The 18,605-nt window shown below is 48.0% G+C and carries 16 protein-coding genes; 4 read left to right on the forward strand and 12 right to left on the reverse strand.

Translation table 11 applies throughout. From position 1 onward, the window contains the following. Positions 1–334: 334 nt before the first annotated feature. The 8 genes from JM642_RS02620 to JM642_RS02655 form a co-directional block, all read right to left on the reverse strand. Positions 335–1,162, reverse strand: coding sequence for a HEPN domain-containing protein (locus JM642_RS02620; protein ID WP_203432649.1), 828 nt, complete (start codon positions 1,160–1,162; stop codon positions 335–337). A gap of 515 nt (positions 1,163–1,677) precedes the next feature. Next, a complete protein-coding gene (locus JM642_RS02625; protein ID WP_203432651.1) occupies positions 1,678–2,265 on the reverse strand; it encodes a DMP19 family protein in 588 nt (195 codons plus the stop codon). 79 nt (positions 2,266–2,344) lie between these two features. Beyond that, positions 2,345–2,731 carry a DUF971 domain-containing protein gene (locus tag JM642_RS02630; protein WP_109287479.1) on the reverse strand — a complete coding sequence of 129 codons (387 nt, stop codon included), beginning with the start codon at positions 2,729–2,731 and terminating at the stop codon, positions 2,345–2,347. A 145-nt stretch (positions 2,732–2,876) separates the two neighbouring features. Then, positions 2,877–4,205, reverse strand: a complete 1,329-nt coding sequence (hslU, locus tag JM642_RS02635) for an ATP-dependent protease ATPase subunit HslU (protein ID WP_055648059.1) — start codon at positions 4,203–4,205, stop codon at positions 2,877–2,879. Between the two features lie 18 nt (positions 4,206–4,223). After that, the gene (gene hslV, locus JM642_RS02640; RefSeq protein WP_011073856.1) at positions 4,224–4,748 is read right to left on the reverse strand and encodes an ATP-dependent protease subunit HslV; all 525 of its coding nucleotides are present in this window, start codon (positions 4,746–4,748) and stop codon (positions 4,224–4,226) included. Between the two features lie 255 nt (positions 4,749–5,003). Beyond that, positions 5,004–6,182: a flagellin lysine-N-methylase gene (gene fliB / locus JM642_RS02645; RefSeq protein ID WP_203432653.1), complete on the reverse strand. Its 1,179-nt coding sequence runs from the start codon at positions 6,180–6,182 to the stop codon at positions 5,004–5,006. A gap of 243 nt (positions 6,183–6,425) precedes the next feature. Beyond that, positions 6,426–7,013 carry a type II secretion system protein gene (locus JM642_RS02650; protein WP_047540133.1) on the reverse strand — a complete coding sequence of 196 codons (588 nt, stop codon included), beginning with the start codon at positions 7,011–7,013 and terminating at the stop codon, positions 6,426–6,428. A gap of 424 nt (positions 7,014–7,437) precedes the next feature. Then, positions 7,438–8,040: a response regulator gene (locus JM642_RS02655; protein WP_037422732.1), complete on the reverse strand. Its 603-nt coding sequence runs from the start codon at positions 8,038–8,040 to the stop codon at positions 7,438–7,440. Between the two features lie 208 nt (positions 8,041–8,248). Between JM642_RS02655 and JM642_RS02660 the strand changes: the two genes are divergently transcribed. Then, positions 8,249–10,054 (forward strand): sensor histidine kinase, encoded by a 1,806-nt coding sequence (locus JM642_RS02660; protein ID WP_088586605.1) that lies wholly within the window; start codon positions 8,249–8,251, stop codon positions 10,052–10,054. A gap of 78 nt (positions 10,055–10,132) precedes the next feature. On the opposite strand, the gene JM642_RS02665 is transcribed toward JM642_RS02660, so the two are convergent. Beyond that, positions 10,133–11,044, reverse strand: a complete 912-nt coding sequence (locus JM642_RS02665) for a LysR family transcriptional regulator (RefSeq protein WP_069454174.1) — start codon at positions 11,042–11,044, stop codon at positions 10,133–10,135. A 111-nt stretch (positions 11,045–11,155) separates the two neighbouring features. Between JM642_RS02665 and JM642_RS02670 the strand changes: the two genes are divergently transcribed. The 3 genes from JM642_RS02670 to JM642_RS02680 are packed head-to-tail and all read left to right on the forward strand — an operon-like array spanning position 11,156 to position 13,937. Next, positions 11,156–12,292 (forward strand): alkene reductase, encoded by a 1,137-nt coding sequence (locus tag JM642_RS02670; protein WP_055648055.1) that lies wholly within the window; start codon positions 11,156–11,158, stop codon positions 12,290–12,292. Next, positions 12,292–12,936 carry an ester cyclase gene (locus tag JM642_RS02675; RefSeq protein WP_203432655.1) on the forward strand — a complete coding sequence of 215 codons (645 nt, stop codon included), beginning with the start codon at positions 12,292–12,294 and terminating at the stop codon, positions 12,934–12,936. Before JM642_RS02670 ends, JM642_RS02675 begins: the two co-directional genes overlap by 1 nt. After that, positions 12,933–13,937: a polysaccharide deacetylase family protein gene (locus tag JM642_RS02680; RefSeq protein WP_203432657.1), complete on the forward strand. Its 1,005-nt coding sequence runs from the start codon at positions 12,933–12,935 to the stop codon at positions 13,935–13,937. The genes JM642_RS02675 and JM642_RS02680 overlap by 4 nt, the downstream gene beginning before the upstream one ends. Positions 13,938–13,997: 60 nt before the next feature. On the opposite strand, the gene JM642_RS02685 is transcribed toward JM642_RS02680, so the two are convergent. The 3 genes from JM642_RS02685 to JM642_RS02695 form a co-directional block, all read right to left on the reverse strand. Further along, the gene (locus JM642_RS02685) at positions 13,998–15,158 is read right to left on the reverse strand and encodes a putative sulfate/molybdate transporter (RefSeq protein WP_203433715.1); all 1,161 of its coding nucleotides are present in this window, start codon (positions 15,156–15,158) and stop codon (positions 13,998–14,000) included. 271 nt (positions 15,159–15,429) lie between these two features. Further along, positions 15,430–16,818, reverse strand: coding sequence for a tetrathionate reductase family octaheme c-type cytochrome (locus tag JM642_RS02690; RefSeq protein ID WP_172590882.1), 1,389 nt, complete (start codon positions 16,816–16,818; stop codon positions 15,430–15,432). Positions 16,819–16,865: 47 nt separating this feature from the next. After that, positions 16,866–18,596, reverse strand: a complete 1,731-nt coding sequence (locus tag JM642_RS02695) for a DUF3373 domain-containing protein (RefSeq protein WP_172590883.1) — start codon at positions 18,594–18,596, stop codon at positions 16,866–16,868. Positions 18,597–18,605: the final 9 nt, after the last annotated feature.

The following is an 18,605-nucleotide window of genomic DNA, read 5'->3' on the forward strand; positions in this document are numbered from 1 at the left end:
CGATGGGATATTGCTGAACATTACGGATTGCAGCACTGTGAGGATCACAAGGTAGAGTATTTGTCGGGATTCCGACAATAAGGTTTATTTGTAAACTTCGTTTAATTGCGTTTAAAAGGCTTTTAAAAGCCAAATCAAAGTCGTGGGGCTTCATCCCACACCCGACCAAGGAGGACTGCTCGTCCTATCCTCCTTGGATTCTCCAAGACACCCCTAGCGAAGTTACATGCATTAGTTACTGGCTTCGTGCTTATTCGAAAATCGCTAACGCTTGCCCGTATTTAAAAGTTCTATCTTTTTAAAATATCACTATGGGTGTCTGAATAAATTCTAATTAGAAGATTAAATGTTCGATATCTGGTATTTGCCTCTGCTCAGTTGCTCGCAAGATTAGACTCTTTAGAAGGGCGGCGGATTCGATAATTGCATTGTGCACATCTCCTTTGATCTTTCCTCCGTGGACAGCTTTCGAGCGGGCTTTATAGAGGTTCTTTGTATACTGAAAGATCTGGTGTTGCTCTTCTGCACTATTACCTAAAAACTTTGCAATACCAAGACTCAACTTGAACGTTATTTCACTATCTATGCCAAAGAGCCCCTCAATGCCTGACCAAATCAAAGCTAGCTGGGCTCTAGGTAGGCTGTGCCATTTATAAGTAGAAAGTGCATGGATTGCATCGCGATAAGAGTCATTATCCATTAGAAAACGTGCGCTCGAAAAGTTAGTTTCGAGCCATTCGCACTGTTCCTCATTCAATGTTACTGCTGGCCAACTCTGTAGGCCGCGCAGATAGTGGTTGGTTACGTGAATGTTTGAAGACTCAGTAAGTTCCTCAATAGGCGAGTTTGACTGGATATTACATATCACCTCATTCCCTGTAAGAGCCCCTACTATCATGCCGTCCCATACACCGTTCCATGCACGAGTTGCGATTTCCTGTGTGTTCGCTCCAGTTATTTGCAGTTGTGAGGCAACCCTAGGCAAAAAGAGTATTAGGGCTGCGCGATCCTCGTCTCGCTCCACGTTATCTAAAAGTGAGGGAGATAGTTTAGGGCGCTCAGCTGGAAGCAATACCACGCCATCAGATAAGTTGATAGATGATGTTACTGCTACACCGTGAAGATATAGATAACAGCCTTCATGAGAACCAAAAACTTTCATTTACGTTCCAATATTAGGGGGCGTGTAGGTATAATTTTGCCCTGACTAGTTGACAAAATCACTCACAACCAACTGATTTAAATTGATTTAGACGATAGCAAATACCATTCCGATTATAAAGTATACATGCGCATGATTTGTGATCGTTTTGTCTATTGATTGGAAGATTGGATAAGACAATTCTTTTGAGATAATAGCCAACACAGAAGTTACAGAATACACCTCCCCTCGGAGTTGCCGCAGGGCGAATAGACAAATTGCGTGAGTCTCGCCATGGATGGCGAGCTAGCTTTCGCAGGTGCAGGGATGCATCCTTCGGAAGCGATAGCAAATTTGGCAATGAGCACAAGGGGCTTTCAACTCCGCTGGGGACGCCGGGGGATATCCAAAAGGGGAACAGGCGCTTTTCCCCTCTTGGTCGGGTGTGGGGTGAAGCCCCACGACTTTAAACTTAAAAAGATTATTGAAAAGTATCGCTTAATTATTTGCGTAAAGTACTCACAATAAACCCGCAATCATTCGATTGCGTTAACCAACCCAGTTTGTATTGCATAGCTTTCTAGCTTGATATCAAGATTATCCAAATCTTTATAAAACTCATCATCGAGTTGATTGAGTCGGGCTTCGGCGACTGGATTATCGGTTGCGGCAAGGCGTTGGTCTCTGTCGGTAGGGACGGGATGGTCGCCAAATACCGCCTGTTTAGCCTGTTGTAATAGGGCTAATGAGTGCAAAGCGCCAATTTGCTGAAGGCCGCGCTCGGCAACAGCATAATGCTCGCCCGATGAGTTATCGAAGTATTGGATAAAGCCGCCGTTGTAGACTTCGCCAGAGAGACAATTGACGGCGTAATAGTGCTGCGCTGCTTCGCTTAGCGTGTGAAAGCCCTGATTATCGTCGTGCACCCGCACCACAATATCTCGCAACAACGCTCTAAAAGGGCAGGTTTTATCTAATTCCCGCTCCTTTTGGTAATAGGCTTTTGCTTGCTCAATATTTTCACGATTGCCATTTTTGCAGGGCATACATAAGCCTGCGTTTCGCTCGGCGGTGCTTGGCATGATTAAGGTTTTGCAGGCTGTGCAGGGGACTTTTTCCGACATTATCTTTCCTTAGACTCGTCAGCGGGTAAGCACTCAAGGAGAGTCTTGAGCGCTCTCCTTGAACAATGGCGTTAACTGATTAGTTGTACTTAATATTCATCGCGATCAAGGGTTCGCGTGAGGCCTTCTCAGCTCGTAGGCGTGCTAGGTACTTTTCCCATAATTCCACTTGGTGAGTGGCGAGATCGTAAAGCACTTGCCAGGAAAACAGCCCGGTATCGTGGCCATCGTCGAAGACGATTTTTACCGCGTAGTTACCTACGGGTTCGATGCTGGTGATATTGACGTTTTTCTTATGGGTGACCAGCTTAGGGTTACCGTGACCATGCACTTCGGCGGAGGGAGAATAGACGCGTAACATCTCACAGGTGAGTTGATACTGCTCGCCGTTATCGAAGCTGATTTCTAAAATGCGCGATTTACGCTTGAGCTTAAGATCGGTGACATTGGGTGTGCTAGTGGTCATAGGTAGTGCCAAGAAAATGCTGAGAATGGACAAGCTGTAACATAACAATTTGTGGCTAAGGTTACAAAGTGTAAGCCTTAGCCACTGTCACAATTTCGAACTTGTCTCCGCCATATATGCATGGCAGATGTTGTGTGCTAATCGCTTAGAGGATAAAGCGGCTTAGGTCTTCGTCTTGAACCAGATTATCTAAGTGAGCACTCACATAATCGGCATCAATCACAAATGAGCTGCCAGACTTGTCAGACGCCTCATAGGAGATATCTTCCATCAGCTTTTCCATTACGGTATGCAGACGACGGGCACCAATGTTTTCGGTGCGCTCGTTCACCTGCCATGCCGCTTTGGCGATGCTCTCAATACCTGATTCGGTAAACTCAATGGTCACGCCTTCGGTCGCCATCAGCGCGATATATTGCTCGGTCAGTGAGGCATGTGGCTCAGTTAAAATGCGTTTAAAATCATCGGCTGATAGCGCATCTAGCTCAACGCGGATCGGTAAACGGCCTTGTAGCTCGGGGATTAAGTCCGATGGTTTTGACATCTGGAATGCGCCCGACGCAATAAACAGAATATGGTCGGTTTTCACCATGCCGTGTTTAGTGGTTACCGTGCAGCCTTCGACTAAAGGTAATAGGTCGCGCTGTACCCCTTCGCGGGACACGTCTGGGCCTGAGGTTTCGCCACGCTTACAGATTTTGTCGATTTCGTCGAGGAACACGATACCGTGCTGCTCAACCAATTCAATGGCTTGCTCTTTTAAATCTTCTTGATTTACCAGCTTGGCCGCTTCTTCTTCGATCAACAGCTTAAAGGCTTCTTTGATCTTCATTTTGCGACGTTTGGCCGGTGCTTGGCCCATGTTTTTAAACAGGCTTTGCAGTTGGTTAGTCATTTCTTCCATGCCGGGCGGTGACATGATTTCAATACCAATTTGTGGCTGGGCTACATCGATATCGATTTCTTTGTCATCTAATTGGCCTTCGCGCAGTTTCTTACGGAAGATTTGACGGGTATTGGAGCTGGTATCGCTTTCCGTGTTATCCCAGTCATTTTTCGGCTTGGGCAGCAGGGCATCGAGAATGCGCTCTTCAGCGTGTTCTTCGGCGCGTTGGCGGCATTTGCCCATTTGCTGCTCGCGGGTCAGCTTGATGGCGATGTCGGTTAAATCACGGATGATTTGCTCGACTTCTTTACCCACGTAACCCACTTCGGTGAACTTAGTGGCTTCAACCTTGATAAATGGCGCGTTGGCGAGCTTTGCCAAACGGCGGGCGATTTCAGTTTTACCAACGCCGGTTGGGCCAATCATCAGAATGTTTTTTGGGGTAACTTCTTGACGGAAATCGGCATCTAGCTGCATGCGGCGCCAGCGGTTACGCAGGGCGACGGCGACGGAACGTTTGGCCTTTTTCTGGCCGATAATGTGGGCATCCAGCTCGTGGACAATCTCACGGGGGGTCATTTCAGACATAATATTCCTCACGCCCTGTTAGTAATTAAGTTCTTCAATTGTCTTGAATTGATTGGTGAATACGCAGATATCGCCTGCAATAGTCAATGACTTTTCAGCAATTTCCAGCGCCGATAATTCGGTATTTTGTAGCAGGGCTAACGCCGCCGCTTGGGCATAGTTACCGCCCGAGCCAATGGCGACTAAATCATGCTCTGGCTGCACTACGTCACCATTACCTGTGATAATAAGTGAGGCTTCGGCATCGGCGACCACAAGCATGGCCTCGAGTTTGCGCAGCATACGGTCGGTACGCCAATCTTTGGCCAGTTCAACGGCCGAGCGTAATAGGTGACCTTGGTGCATTTCGAGTTTGGACTCAAAACGTTCAAATAGGGTAAAGGCGTCGGCGGTGCCGCCAGCAAAACCTGCCAACACTTTGTTGTGATATAAGCGACGCACTTTTTTGGCGTTACCTTTCATGACGGTATTGCCTAGGGAGACTTGGCCATCGCCGGCGATGACAACTTGGTTATTACGGCGTACTGATACGATAGTGGTCACTTTTGAATCCTCTTCTCTTGCCCGCAATGAAAATCCTGCGGTGGATGATGGAGTAAATATGGGGATGGATAGTCAGAATTCAAGTTATTGCAGAAAAAGCCAATGGGGTTTGCGTGTTCGCGCGCCTTTTGCAACCAAATAACGGCATACGGGGAAGTGGCGGCCTGCTTCAGTCTTGCCACGACTGAAGCGTCGGCTGATTCGCAAAGACTGCCGTTGGCGCTATTTCGGCAGTCTCGGTTTTACCATAGGCGATCACGAGGTTTTTAATAGACTGATGGCGGCGGGAATACTATCAATACCACATTCTTGTAATGTCTGATTGATGCCTTGGGCAAATTTCGCTTTATGTTGCCGCACAACGCTATAGATCTGAAAACAAAGCACTATATCGCTTTCTGTCAGTCCATTATTTTTAAATGCCATGGCAGATAAGTAACAGCGGATCATAAAGCAATCTATCACGAGCAGGCGAAATGCCATCCAAGGCTGCTGTGAATCACTCATGGGGAAATGCTCATGGTAAAGCGAATATAAAATATAACGGTCAAATAAATCCTGATAATTGCTCAACGCGGGCAAGGCTTTTTCTTCCCACGCTTTATTTAAATCGTCAATTTGATATTGATTACTCTCATTACACAACAAACCAATTGCGTCATTAAGCGAGGTAAAACGAGGCTTTAAGCTTCTTGAGTGAAGTTTGCATAATTGATCATGTATCGAAACAAAAGCATGGGTTTGAGGCTGTGGTGTGTAGGGTATTTTTTGATATTGCTCATCGATTTGATTGGTTTGGGCCAGCAAGATTAATTGTTCAAAACGCTGATCTATTTGTGCAATAGGAAGAGTATTTTGCCTCACTTGGTCACTGACTTTTACCAATAATCCTATGGCCATGAGTGCCTGTTGCCAATCCACACCCATATTAATTAATAAATCCAAACTGTAATCGTAGGTTTTTTCTAACCATGCAGGATTGGCCGCGGTTGGACGTTTGGCGCCACCACTCTTTGCCTCAAATTGAAATGCATTGGCGTCAAATAGCACCAGACGGGCAGCCTCAGGGCATGATAGAGATAAACTTTCGTATTTAGTGGTTGCGATAACATTGTCACTACGGGGGTAGGTTTTACAGGTGTGACTTAAGGCTGTTTCACCAGCAGCCGCATGGATGGAACATAACTTCTGCTCGTTTACAAACGGGCATATTCCATTGGCGTTAAGTTTGATTTTTGCCCACTGATTAGCATCGGTTTTGGTTTCAATAAATGCCTCTTTGGCAAGAGACGCGAGTTTTGGATGGTTAAGGGTATTTTTATAGCTCTTTTTGTCAAAAATGATGGTCCAGTCATGGCAGCAACTGTCTTCACATGCGGCACCTATACAACTGAATTGTGAAGCGTAGCCTGGTGTAACAATGAGATTATTCATTGGCGTTTATTCATCTGAGTGTTCCATAAACAAAAAGGTAACAAATCTATAGGATTAAGGCCAATCTTTGGTGAGTTTGACGACCACATGTAAAAGGAATCTTAGTGTCTGCCCGCAATGAATATGATGCGGAGGAAAACAAAGTCACTATAGGATGGATAGTCAGAATTCAAGTTATTGCATAAAAAGCCACAGGACTTTGTTGATTTTTGTCCTGTGGCGAAAGCGGATATGCTGGATGGATTAAGGTGCAGATAACGAGGAGCGGCCGACAACAGTTCGTCCATCGAGGGGGTAGTATTTTAGCTCCCAATTCTCGCTGCCAAGGCGGCGATCATCCGACACATAGTTAAAATAGCAATAAGTATTAGGGTCACTTATCGCGCCGCCGCTATACCAGTAGACGATGTCGATATTGGGTGCTTGTTGCGTTTCCCAATCCGTGTGTGTGGTAAGGACAAAGTCCTGATTATCGAGTAACGATTGCCACAGTTCTCCGCAGTAAGCGCCTTGTAATTGAGTGCCTTGGCTGCTGCTTTGAGCCGTGTCTTTTCCGAGTGGAAAGCCTGTGGTGGTCGAGTCGATAGTGCCATCACCATAGCAAGCGAGATTTTGGGTATATCCCGAGTGTCCGCCCGCAAGCCAACAACTGTGATACAGCTTGACGCCAGAGGTAAAAGCAGCAAAAGCAGCTTTTGCCCGAGTATCGTGGGCATCTTGACTTAGATTCATAAAGCGCGGGGCTGCGACTACGGCAAGAATGCCTAAAATGATGATAACCACCACCAGTTCGATTAGGGTGAATCCCTTAGATGTGTGTAAACGACTCATACTGCTCACCTGTTGCCAAGATAGTCGCATTCTAACTTCATTTTGAAAAATTATCATTAAGTTATTGATAGATATTAATTTAATTAACAATAGCGCTACATTGGTTGTTCGGGTTTTGGGCGGCGAGGCGGGGTTTGTAGGGATAAAAAAATCCCCGAGGACACTGGCCGTACTCGGGGAAAGGTTCAAAAGCAGTGGATCTTTAATGCCTACGGAGCATAAAGGAGAGAACCTAACTTGAGTGTGGCAGTGAATGGTGTTTGATACAAAGCCAAAGATGCAAACTGCGACAGCTTGTCGCAGTTTGGATGAAAACACCGCCATCAGCGCATTCTAAATGGTCTGAGTTATATGGAATTAGCGGTTTAATCGTGACAAGCGTGGCGAGAATATATTGCGATTGTTTAGCGTGCTGGTCACTGATTTATAAAACAGAATTTAGATTTCCTAAGTGTTGTACTAACTCTGCCATATTGTTCACTTCAAGCTTTTTCATAATCTTTGCGCGATGCACTTCGATGGTTCTTAAGGATAAATACATGGCTTCGGAGATCTGTTTGTTGGTCATGCCTTGAACCACATGGGCTAATACTTGTTGTTCGCGCTCAGTCAGTTGGGCAAATTTCTGCTGCAGACTCTGTTGCTCAAAGCTGGATTGGCTTTCTTTATGTGCTTTTTCAATCGCTTGTACAAGGGCTTTACCCGACACAGGTTTTTGAAAAAAGTCGCATGCGCCTTTACGAAAAGCGCTTAATGCCATGGGTAAATCACCGTGGCCAGTGAGAAAAATCACTCCTAATGGACTTTGGGTTTCAAGCAGCTTTTGCTGCACTTCTTGGCCAGTGATCTCCGGCATTCGGCTATCTAAGATCACGCATCCCGCTTGAGTTAACGGGCATTGGGCTAAAAAATCCCGTCCACTGCTAAAGGTTTGTACTTGGTAGCCAAATTGCCCGAGCATAAACCCTAAGGAGTCGAGAATCGCTTCATCATCATCGACTAAATACAGCGGCAGCATAGTGGACATGGTTTTCCTTTTGGTGGTGGGACTCTTTATCAGCTTAAGCCTGCCTTATCGTAGGCTCAATTTTAAGCCTAGGTCTTGGGAGGTTTATCACTAAATTAGTTAAATCACTTTAGGGGGAATGCCAGAGTTTGGTGTTATTCACAGCATCATTTTGGCCTTGCGTATAAAGTACTCCGAATACAAAAGCATACAAGACAAGGCGATAGCAATGAGAACTTGGTGTAGGGCAATACTCGTGAGCTGCATATTGAGCGTAATGATGCTTAATTTGTCCTATGCCGATGAAGACATTCCCGTTCATGAATTTAAAGTGGGAGTGCTGGCGAATCATGGGGTGTTGCAGGCAAAACAGCGCTGGCAGCCTATGATGGATTACCTTAGCGAAAACGTCCCTAATAGCCGTTTTGAAGTGGTGCCCGTCGACTTTAATGGTATGCGTAGCCAGTTACTGAGCAATGAATTGCAGTTTATTGTGACTAACCCCGGCCAGTATCTGCACTTGAGTAATAATTTCCCCCTCTCTTGGCTCGCGACCATGAAAAGCCGTAAACATCAGGGCAGCACTTTCACCATAGGCGCGACCATTATTGTGCGTGCCGATAGCCCTATACGTAGCTTGCAGGATTTACGCGGTAAGAATGTGGTTGCTAGCGATCCGCAGGCACTTGGCGGCTATCAGGCTGCGATGGGATTACTGCATAAAATGGGTTATTTACCGGAGCAATTCTTTGGCCAAGTGCGATTTTTAGGATTTCCCCTCGCGCCGCTGATCTATCAAGTGCGCGATGGGAGTGCCGATGCCGCCATTGCGCCTTTTTGTACCCTAGAGGAAATGATTGAAACAGGGCTTATCAATAAGACGGACTATCGTGTCATTCATCCAACCCATCCTCCTGGATATGACTGCGAGGTGAGCACCCAACTCTATCCTAATTGGTCATTTGCGGCGGCGGATACGGTTTCGCCACGGATCACCATGCAAATCACCCGCGCCTTGTTTGACCTGCCCCCAGACCATGTGGCGGCGATTACCGCCGATACTTTAGGTTGGACTGCGCCGGTAAGCCAGCTAAAGGTGATTGAATTATTTAAAGAATTACAGCTGCAAGGTGCATCACCTCCCTTATATCAAACCGTGTATAAATGGATGGAGAAAAATAAAGAGTGGGGTGGGGTATTACTGCTGATCTTTATTGTATCGACCATTTATCACCTGTGGCTCGAATATAAATTCCGCCAAAAGAGCGAGTTTTTAGTCAGTACTGAGCGGCAATTAAAAGACAAGGCATTGCAGTTAGAACGCTTACAAAGTGCGGCGATTCTCGGGGAGATTGGTGCTGGGTTGGCCCATGAGCTAAATCAACCGATTGCGGCGATAACCCAATACAGTGAGGGCGCCATGATACAGCTAGAAAGGCTGGGACAGGACAACCCAGAGCTTTATGATATTTTGGGTAAAATCAACGCACAATCGATACGGGCTGGGGCGGTTGTGCACCGTATTCGTGGCTTGCTTAAACGCCGTCAGTCGAAGGCCGAACCGCTGGATGTGACGTTAGTCGTCAAAGAGGCACTGGCCTTATTACGCCGAGAATTAGACCGAGCGGGGGTACAAGTTGACGTACAGGTGCAAGGTCGTCCCTATGAATTGATGGGCGATAGTGTTGGCTTAAGTCAAATGTGGGTCAATTTGGTGAAAAATAGCCTCGATGCGCTGGAAGCATGTGAGGATAACCGTGCACGTAAGTTAAGGATTGAGATCCACTATCAACCCACTGAAATCAAAGTCTTGGTGATTGATAATGGCCAAGGTTTACAGGGACAAGCTAATGAGTTGATGGCCTCTTTTGCCTCGACCAAAGATGCAGGGCTCGGATTAGGTTTAGCGATCTGTAAGGATGTCGTTAGCCGTCACCACGGCAGTATTGAGATTGAAAACTGCAAGCAATCGACACAAACGCCATTGCCTTGGCAGCAAGGCTGTGTGGTGACGGTGATATTACCTCGGGGCTAGAATGAATCGCCGCAGAGTTTTTAAGTATCTATCTTCAGTTGCGGGTGCAAGCTGCTTTTTATCAGGCCCAATTATCGTTTAAGGCGCGGGATATTCTTGGCTAAATTGCAGCAGCTTTTGGGCTAAAAATTCAATAGTGCGGCGAATTTTATGGCTAGGATAGTCGGTTTGTAGATAAACCAATTGTAGTGGCACCGCAGGCGCGAGTTTATCGGCTAGGATAAGCTGTAGTCTGCCTTCGGTGACATCCTGCGCCACATCGAGCCAACTTTTATAGGCGATACCTCGCCCCGCCAGTGCCCAATCGCGCACAACGGCGCCATCATTGCAAAAGCGTTTTCCTCTCACTTCAATCTCTACGGTTTCACCATTATGGCTGAATTTCCATTTCTGCCATGGCTCGCCGCCACGATTTAAGATCAACACTTGGTGTTGGCTCAGCTCGTTCAGTGTTTGCGGTTCACCATATTGCGCAAGATAAGCGGGGGAGGCGACGAGCACCCTTGGCGTCATCGACAGTTGGCGCCGTTTTAGATTGGAATCTTCCAGTTGGCCATAACGCAGGGCTAAATGGATATTTTGATCGATGAGATCCGTCATATGGTCGCCAAAGTACAGCTGAATCGACAGCTCAGGCGCGCTATCCATCAGCTCATCTAGCCAATTGCGGATCTGGCTGCGGCCAATGTCCGAGGGCAGAGCGATGCGCACTTCGCCCTTAAGCTCGCCCCTATGCTCGGCCAAATTAGCGGAAGCGGTTTCGAGTAACGCAAGGGCAGGTTTAGCAGCATCGAGAAATATTCGCCCTTCTTCCGTTAGTTGCAACCGCCGAGTTGAACGCGCAAATAGTTGGCATCCTAACTTTTTTTCAAGCCGTTGCAGTGCCGCGCTCGCTGCTGCGGGCGTCATGCCGACTTCTTTACTGGCGGCGGACAGGCTTTCAAGCGCAGCGATACGCAGGGCGAGTTGCAGATCATTTATATGGTACATATCAAAATATTTTTGAAAATGATTTAAATAATAGGCTAATTATCAATATAGATTAACTAATGCACAATTGCACCCAGATATTCAATCATCATTTATGGTTCGGGAGTGCATATGAGTTTATTTACAGCCTATGAGTCAGCGGCACTGACACTGCAAAATCGTATTGTTATGGCGCCGATGACAAGGGCGCGTACCACGCAACCGGGTAATATCCCTAATGATTTAATGGCGCAATATTACGCCCAGCGTGCGTCAGCAGGGCTTATCATCACCGAAGCGACCCAAATTTCTGACGACAGCCAAGGCTATTCTTTTACCCCTGGAGTTTATACCGAGGCGCAAATTGATGGCTGGAAAAAGGTTACTGCGGCGGTGCATCAAGCGGGTGGAAAAATCTTTAATCAAATCTGGCATGTAGGCCGAGTGTCCCATCCGATTTTTCAGCAGGGTGCAGCGCCGATTGCACCTTCAGCGATTGCTCCTGTTGGTACTAAGGTATGGATCGTTGATGAGGAGCATCCCGAGGGACAAATGGTAGATTGCCCCGAGCCGAGGGAAATGACGCAAGCGGATATCGACCGCGTGGTGGCCGACTTTGCCAACGCAGGGGCAAATGCCGTTGCCGCGGGTTTTGATGGCATCGAAATCCATGGCGGCAATGGTTATCTCATTGACCAATTCCTGCGGACTAATTCTAACCATAGAGCCGACGCCTACGGCGGTACGCCGGAGAAGCGTATTCGGTTTTTATTGGAAGTCGTTAAAGCGGTAAGTGCCCAGATTGGTGCCGATAAAGTGGGCGTTCGCCTTGCACCCTATGTGACCTTTAAGGATATGGCCTGCCCAGAGATTGTCGATACTATCCTGTTGGCCGCCAAACACTTATCGGCGTTGGGCGTAGCGTATTTGCACTTGTCTGAAGCCGATTGGGACGATGCGCCACAGGTGCCTGAGTCCTTCAGAATTGAGCTACGCAAAGTGTTTAAAGGCAGCATTATTGTGGCGGGGCGTTACGATGTCGAGCGTGCCAATGAGGTTATCGAAAAAGGTTATGCCGACTTAGTGGCCTTTGGTCGTGCCTTTATTGCTAACCCCGATCTGCCCTATCGATTAGCCAATCAATTGCCCTTATCGCCCTTCGATAAGGGGCCATTATTTGGCGGCAGTGCGGCGGGCTATACCGATTATCCTAGCTATCAAGCGGCACTGCGCGCCGTCATCCGCTCTAGTGATGATGAGGTGGCATAATGCAAAACCGTATTTATTGCCCTGTTTCTCCTTGGATAAAAGTCAGTTTGTGGAGCTCAGGATTACTCAGCTTAGCCATTATAGGCTTTGCGCTTGTGAGTCTAAGCATGACGGCGTTTGCCGCTCAAGGTGGTTCAACCCAAGCCAGTGTTGATGTCAAAACTGCCCTTACCCCTAAGGTGACTGCAATGGAGCTGATCAGTGATGGTTCACCACAGGCTGAATCGATTGCCCACGCCGCTTTGCTATACGCTAGTTTTTGGGATACCGGTGATCCGACATTTGCCCGCTGGGCATTAGCGACCAGTTTTATTGATCGCACCTTGCCCGAAGGTCGTGCACAGGGGATTAGCGGACCGCTCGACGCCTCTAAAACCTTTAGGGCGGCGGTGCCAGATCTCTCGGTAACCGTTGAGCACTTGCTGGTGGTCGGTGACCGTGCGGTTGTGCGCCTCCGTTTTAATGGCCACTTTACGGGGACCTTTGGTGAACAGCGTGGTCAAGGGCAAAAAATTGATTTTCGCGCCGTAGATATGTACCGCGTGCGTGAGGGTTTTATTACTGATAACTGGCACCTAGAGGATTATCAAACGCTATTTAACCAGCTTGCCTCTAACGCAGTGACCACAGGAGCGAAGTCATGAATCAACGTCGACAATTTTTAAAGACCAGTTTACAGGCGGGCGGCGCTTTGATTGCAGGGGTAGGGCTGAGTCAGTCAGCCTTTTCAATGGGAGTTCCGAGCTTAGTGGCGGTCGATGATCAAACTCAAACTTCGGTAGGAGGCAATATGAATAAGCGTTTTTGGCCTAATGGCGAGCAACTAGTGATCTCTATATCCATGCAGTTTGAGGCTGGCGCGCAGGATAAAAACGCTGAAGGGCCGTTTCCACCAATGGAGAAAGGCTACCCAGATACAATTACTCCCAGTTGGTACGACTACGGGATGAATGAAGGGATACCGCGTTTGCTGCGTATATGGCGTAAGCACAATATTCACGTGACATCCCATATGGTGGGCCGCGCCGCCGAATTACATCCACAACTTGCCAAACAAGTGGCGGATGAAGGCCATGAGATTTCAGGCCATGGGCAGACGTGGACGCCGCAATACAGTATGTCGCCAGCGCAGGAGCGTGATTCTTATATCCAGAGTATCAATACCTTAGAAAAGATCACTGGTCAGCGTCCTGTCGGGTTTAATGCGTTTTGGATGCGCCACAGCACCCAAACCTTAAATATCCTGCAGGACTTAGGTTTTATCTATCACATTGATGATTTATCAAGGGATGAACCTTCAATTATCCCTGTGCAGGGTAAACCGTTTGCCGTGGTGCCTTATACATTGCGCAACAATGATATAGGTCGCTTTGGTGGTAACACTGCGATGACGGCTGCCGCCTTCTTACAGGAGCTTAAAGATGAATTCGATATGCTCTATCAGGAAGGAGCATCGCAGCGGCGGATGATGTCGATTAGTGTGCATGACCGTATCGGGGGCACGCCAGGTCTTGCCAATGCCTTAGACAAGTTTATTCAATACGCGAAAGAACACTCAAAAGTGGGTTTTATGCGTAAGGATGCGATTGCTAAATGGGCGCTGGCGCAAAAGGATACGCCAACCAATCCTGTAAGAACATTTTAAGAGATAAAAACACAGCACAGGGATGTGCTGTGTTTTTTACTTTCTTGGGCATATTGGCGCTTAACGCATCGCGAGCATGGCCCAAGTGCGGCGACCTTGCTCAAGAAGAATCCCCACGGCAAGCCCTGCCGCGGCGTTAATGGCTAGGCAGGTCACAGCGGTAGATAAGATCACAAAGATACAGAAGGGCTTACCATCAATAAGGCGTTTTGACCACGCCAGTTGCAAACCGCCGATGGACAGCAAACTGCCGAGAATCGCTACAGGAATAAGCCCGAGCAACCATGCCATTTGGCTATTCCAAAACAGGGCGATAACCACACAAGTACCGCCGAAGATTAATGGTGCGAGATGGGTGCGTGCGCCAAAGTGATACTGCACCGCAAGGCCTCCTGCACCATGGCACATGGCCGCTGCACCAAAAGGCGCGAGTAACAAATTGGCCAGCCCAGAGCTAATGGCCAAGTTTTTAGGCGTGAGTTTAGCGGCGTCTTCGGGGAATTTTTCCTGCGCCATGGCTGAAGTTGCTATTACCGCATTGGTTAAGGTGAGGGCGAGTTGTGGCAGTACCAGTAAAATCGCCGCCGAGCTCCACTCATTAAGACTCGGCCAAGCCAAATGCAGTGAGGCGCTCAAAGCGGGAATCGTCAGGCTACTAGTTATTTCGGTTTGGCTGTTGGCTTGCCACAACATACCCGCTGCGATAACGAGTGGCATGGCAAGGTAACGCAATGGCAAGAATTTACTCACAAACAGTAAGGCAAACGCGCCGAGTCCGAGCAACCAAAAGTCACTCATCATCTTAGTGCCCATCCACATCAATTGCAGACCAATCGCTAATTGAATCCCCACACTCACTGCTTGGGATAATTGCTTGGCAAGCCAAGTAATGGCGCCGCTAAACGCCAAGATTAACAGAATGATACCCATCAGCATGGCACTGGCTTGGAGCATCCCTGGCGTTAAGCCTTGGGCGATCACAAGGGCAGCGATGACCTTCATGGGCTGAACTGGGATCGGACGGCGATAAAATAAGGCGCTTAAGATGGCGAATAGGCCAAAGCCTAAAAATATCCCTTGGGGCGAAAATTGGTTTAGGGCAATTAAGCCCAAGACTAAAGGTAAAAATGTGCCTAAGTCAGCAAAGGCGCCGCTGGTTTCACCGAGTAAACGGTTGAGCGGTTGAGTGGGGTGCTGTGTTGGGGTTTTGCCCGCGGTCATAGAGGTTGCCACAATTGAACATTGCCTGCTTAGGCAAAATAAATGCCATAAAAATCAGTTGATTTGACTTATAAACAGAGCCAAACTCCTTTTCACGCCAATTGGTTGAGACAAACTGGGACAGTATTGTTTTTTCTCTGTGCCGATTTGTCTTTGTTGGCAGAGTATAGCTGATAAAAAAGAGAGCTTAGCCAACGGCATCAGCTCTCGAAGGTTGCAGGGGAGCGATAATCGCTTTAGCCTCGGATAGGCTTTCAGCGAGTCAGTACGATTATTGTTGTTTGTGTTTAGGGCCTTGTTTGTTTTTCATCGGGTCACCTTGATAGCCCAAGGCTTGCCAATCGAGGCGAGTGCCTTTGTTGTGGCAGTCATTACAATTAAGTGCTTGTTCTTTTGGTGAGACCATGTGGTTGATCCTCCACCACATTTCGGTGGCGGCAAAGTCATATTCACCACTGTATTTGATGCCTTTTTCAATCATGGTGGTGTTAACCTCCATGCCCAGTTTCGCCGCTAAATTCCAATCAAACTCGCTCCAATATCCGCCTTTGCCGTAGGTTTTCGGGGTGATAAAGATATTGAGTTTTTTGTCGTAAATCTGCTTACCTGTATGTACCTTAAAGGGATAAATCTTGGCTTTAGCGTCGTTAATGTCGCCCATAGGGTAGGTCAGCTTGGTGACGACTTTCGGGTCCATCTTGTCCCCCGCCATATAAGCGTTTGCGGTGCCGTTGTACCAAGCGTACTGTGGCTTGACCATTTTTTCCCATACAAAGTCACCCTTTTTCTTCTGATAGGTGTGTTTGCCGTATTGATCTACGGTCTCAGGTTTATCATCACCCGCAGTTGACCAATCCCAGTGCATTTTGGTGGGCTCATTCTTAGCGAAGAATGGAATATGGCAGGTTTGGCAGGCCACGGTTGCGGTATGGGTATTGAGCTTTTTGTTGCTGTGCGGCGCGCGCTCGTGGCAGTTCTCACAACCTATATGGTCAATACCGCCAGGGGATACGCCCATCGCATTACCTGATATTTGATGTTTTTCAGTGGTATGACAGTTTTGGCATTGGAAGTTATTGCCGTCGCTGTCCATATGCACATCGGTGGCTTTATCGGGATAGGCCATAGAAGAGTCGAGATCCCCGTGCTTGACCGCATCACCACCGCCACCATAGAAATGGCAGCTACCGCAGTTATCCCGCACGGGTTCACCCACGTTTTGCGCGATCTTCGCCAGATCGAGTTTAGCCATAGGCTCGCCTGCACCAGCGGGGTCTTTCACATAGGTGCCTGTGGTGTCGTGGCAGACTAAGCAGTCCACTTTGGTTTTATCTTTAAAATCAAAGTTGCTGTCCTTCCAACCATAACCAGCGTGGCAGCTAGTGCAGCGAGGCTCGTTGCTGGAAATCGACACACAGAAGTTATTGATACTGTTTTTCTTACCGCGTAATACGGTTCTATCGGGGAGCTTTTGTTCTAATTCCCATGTCCAGTGGGAGGTTTTCATCATGTCTGTAGCTTGTTCTTCGTGGCAGGTTAAGCACTGAGTCGTGACCTCAGAACCTGTGGCGAAGGGGCCTTTGAGAACATCTTTATGGGGATTGGCAGCCTGCGCTTGCAATGCCAAACCCGCTAAGGCAATAACAATGAGTTTTTTCATTCTGTACTCCTGCCCTCGGCGATACCGAGGGCTGAATGGCGTCTAGGTTAGAAGTTAATAGTCAGTGAGGCGTTCACATCGAAGGCCTTATCGACCACAGGCAGCATTGAGTAGGCTGAGCCCGCTAACACGTCATCGATTTTTTGTGGTGCGCCCACAGGCGTGCCGCTACCTGTGTATTCGTAGTCGTAGTAGAGTCCGGCCAGTTTGATAAACATCTTGGGATTGATATCAAAGATGTAATAGGCTTCGCCAACGTGGCCACGGGTGGCTAACTTGCTGCCAATAGGGTCATCTTGAGCTTGGGTGAAGGGCGTCCAGTATTCGGAACCATAGTTATATTCCAAGCCAAACTTGCCGTAGGGCGCGGGGATTTGAATACCCACATAGATGCCATAACCATCTTTGGTCTCAGTATCATCGCTGGTTTTCGGCACCATGATGATTTCGGTCCCTGTGCTGTTGAGTTCCGCTTCAAACACCGCATCGGATAACATGCCGCCGAACATGCCGGCATTGCCATTTGGCTCTGCGCGCGTCCAGCCTAGTGACGCAAACCATTTGATATCGTTAGTTTCTTCCCGTGCAAAGCCTATGCCGCCGAGGTACATATCACCAATGACGCCGCTAGGTTGCACTCGGGTGACAAAGTTAAAGTTGTCAAACTTTTGCATATCTTGGTACATGGTGGGGGCAAAAATGCCTGCCAGTTGGGTCGGGAAGGCCATTGTGCCTTTAAAGCCATCGTTGACGTCCTTGGCACCAAACAGGGTAAATTGCAGGAAGTTAGTACCATCGTTAATGGCATCGATATTAAAGCCGCCGAGGTGAGTATCCTTGGTGACGATATCGCCAAACATTTCGCCATTACCCCATTGGGATTCAAAGCCTTGGCCATAACAGAAGCGAACCACTTGCCCCTCAACGCCAGTGATTTCCCCTAGGTTGTAGCCTAAGGTGGCACCGTCGAAGTTAAAGTTAACTAAATGGCCAGAAGGCGTGCCGCCACGCAGTTCGTTTTCACGGTAGTGGCTTGGTGGGCCATAGGTGGATGGGCGGCGGCCAATGGAGAGGTAAAACTCGGAGCCGTTGATGTTTTTCCAGTCGAAATAGGCGCGCTCGACCCGCAGCCAGTCACCACTGGTATTGCCGCTGCTGGTGCCATCCATTGTGAATGAGCGCCAAGAGTCGAACACTTGTACGCCGGTGGAGTCGCCCCAGTTTTTGTACATGCTCAGACGACCGGCAAAGCTGACGTTATCCCATACTTTCGCTTTAAGATTTAACCGCAGGCGAGTGGTATAAAAGATATCGTTATCAATATCTTGGATATGTTGCTGTGCCAGTACATAGGGCATCACACCCTGTAACATGCCATTTTGAAAGGCGGCGGCCAGATCGGGATTGGCTTGCATCATCTGGCCGAGTGGTGAGTTAGGATCGTTTGGCATCCCGAAGGCGCCGGACATGGCCTTGGCGCCAAAGTCATTAAAGTCCACCTTAATGGCAGGGTTCCAAACAACATCGCGGTAATGCAGTGAGTGGACCTTGGTTCTAAAGTCGCCGGTGATTTCAAGGCGGTCTAACGAGGTGTGGCGTTCGGTTTTATCGACGCGGCTATTGAGTTCATCGAGCTGTTCGGTGATATCGACCAGTTGTTGTTTCAGCTCGGCCATTTTTTGGGTGTCGGCTGGTGTTTCGTTGGCTGCGGCAAAGGCTTGGCCGGACATAAACAGCGCATTAGCAACCAATATCGAAATGAGTGTACGTGTACGCATAGGGTTTCT

It is taken from the genome of Shewanella sp. LZH-2 (assembly GCF_016859145.1).
GTDB lineage: Bacteria > Pseudomonadota > Gammaproteobacteria > Enterobacterales > Shewanellaceae > Shewanella > Shewanella xiamenensis.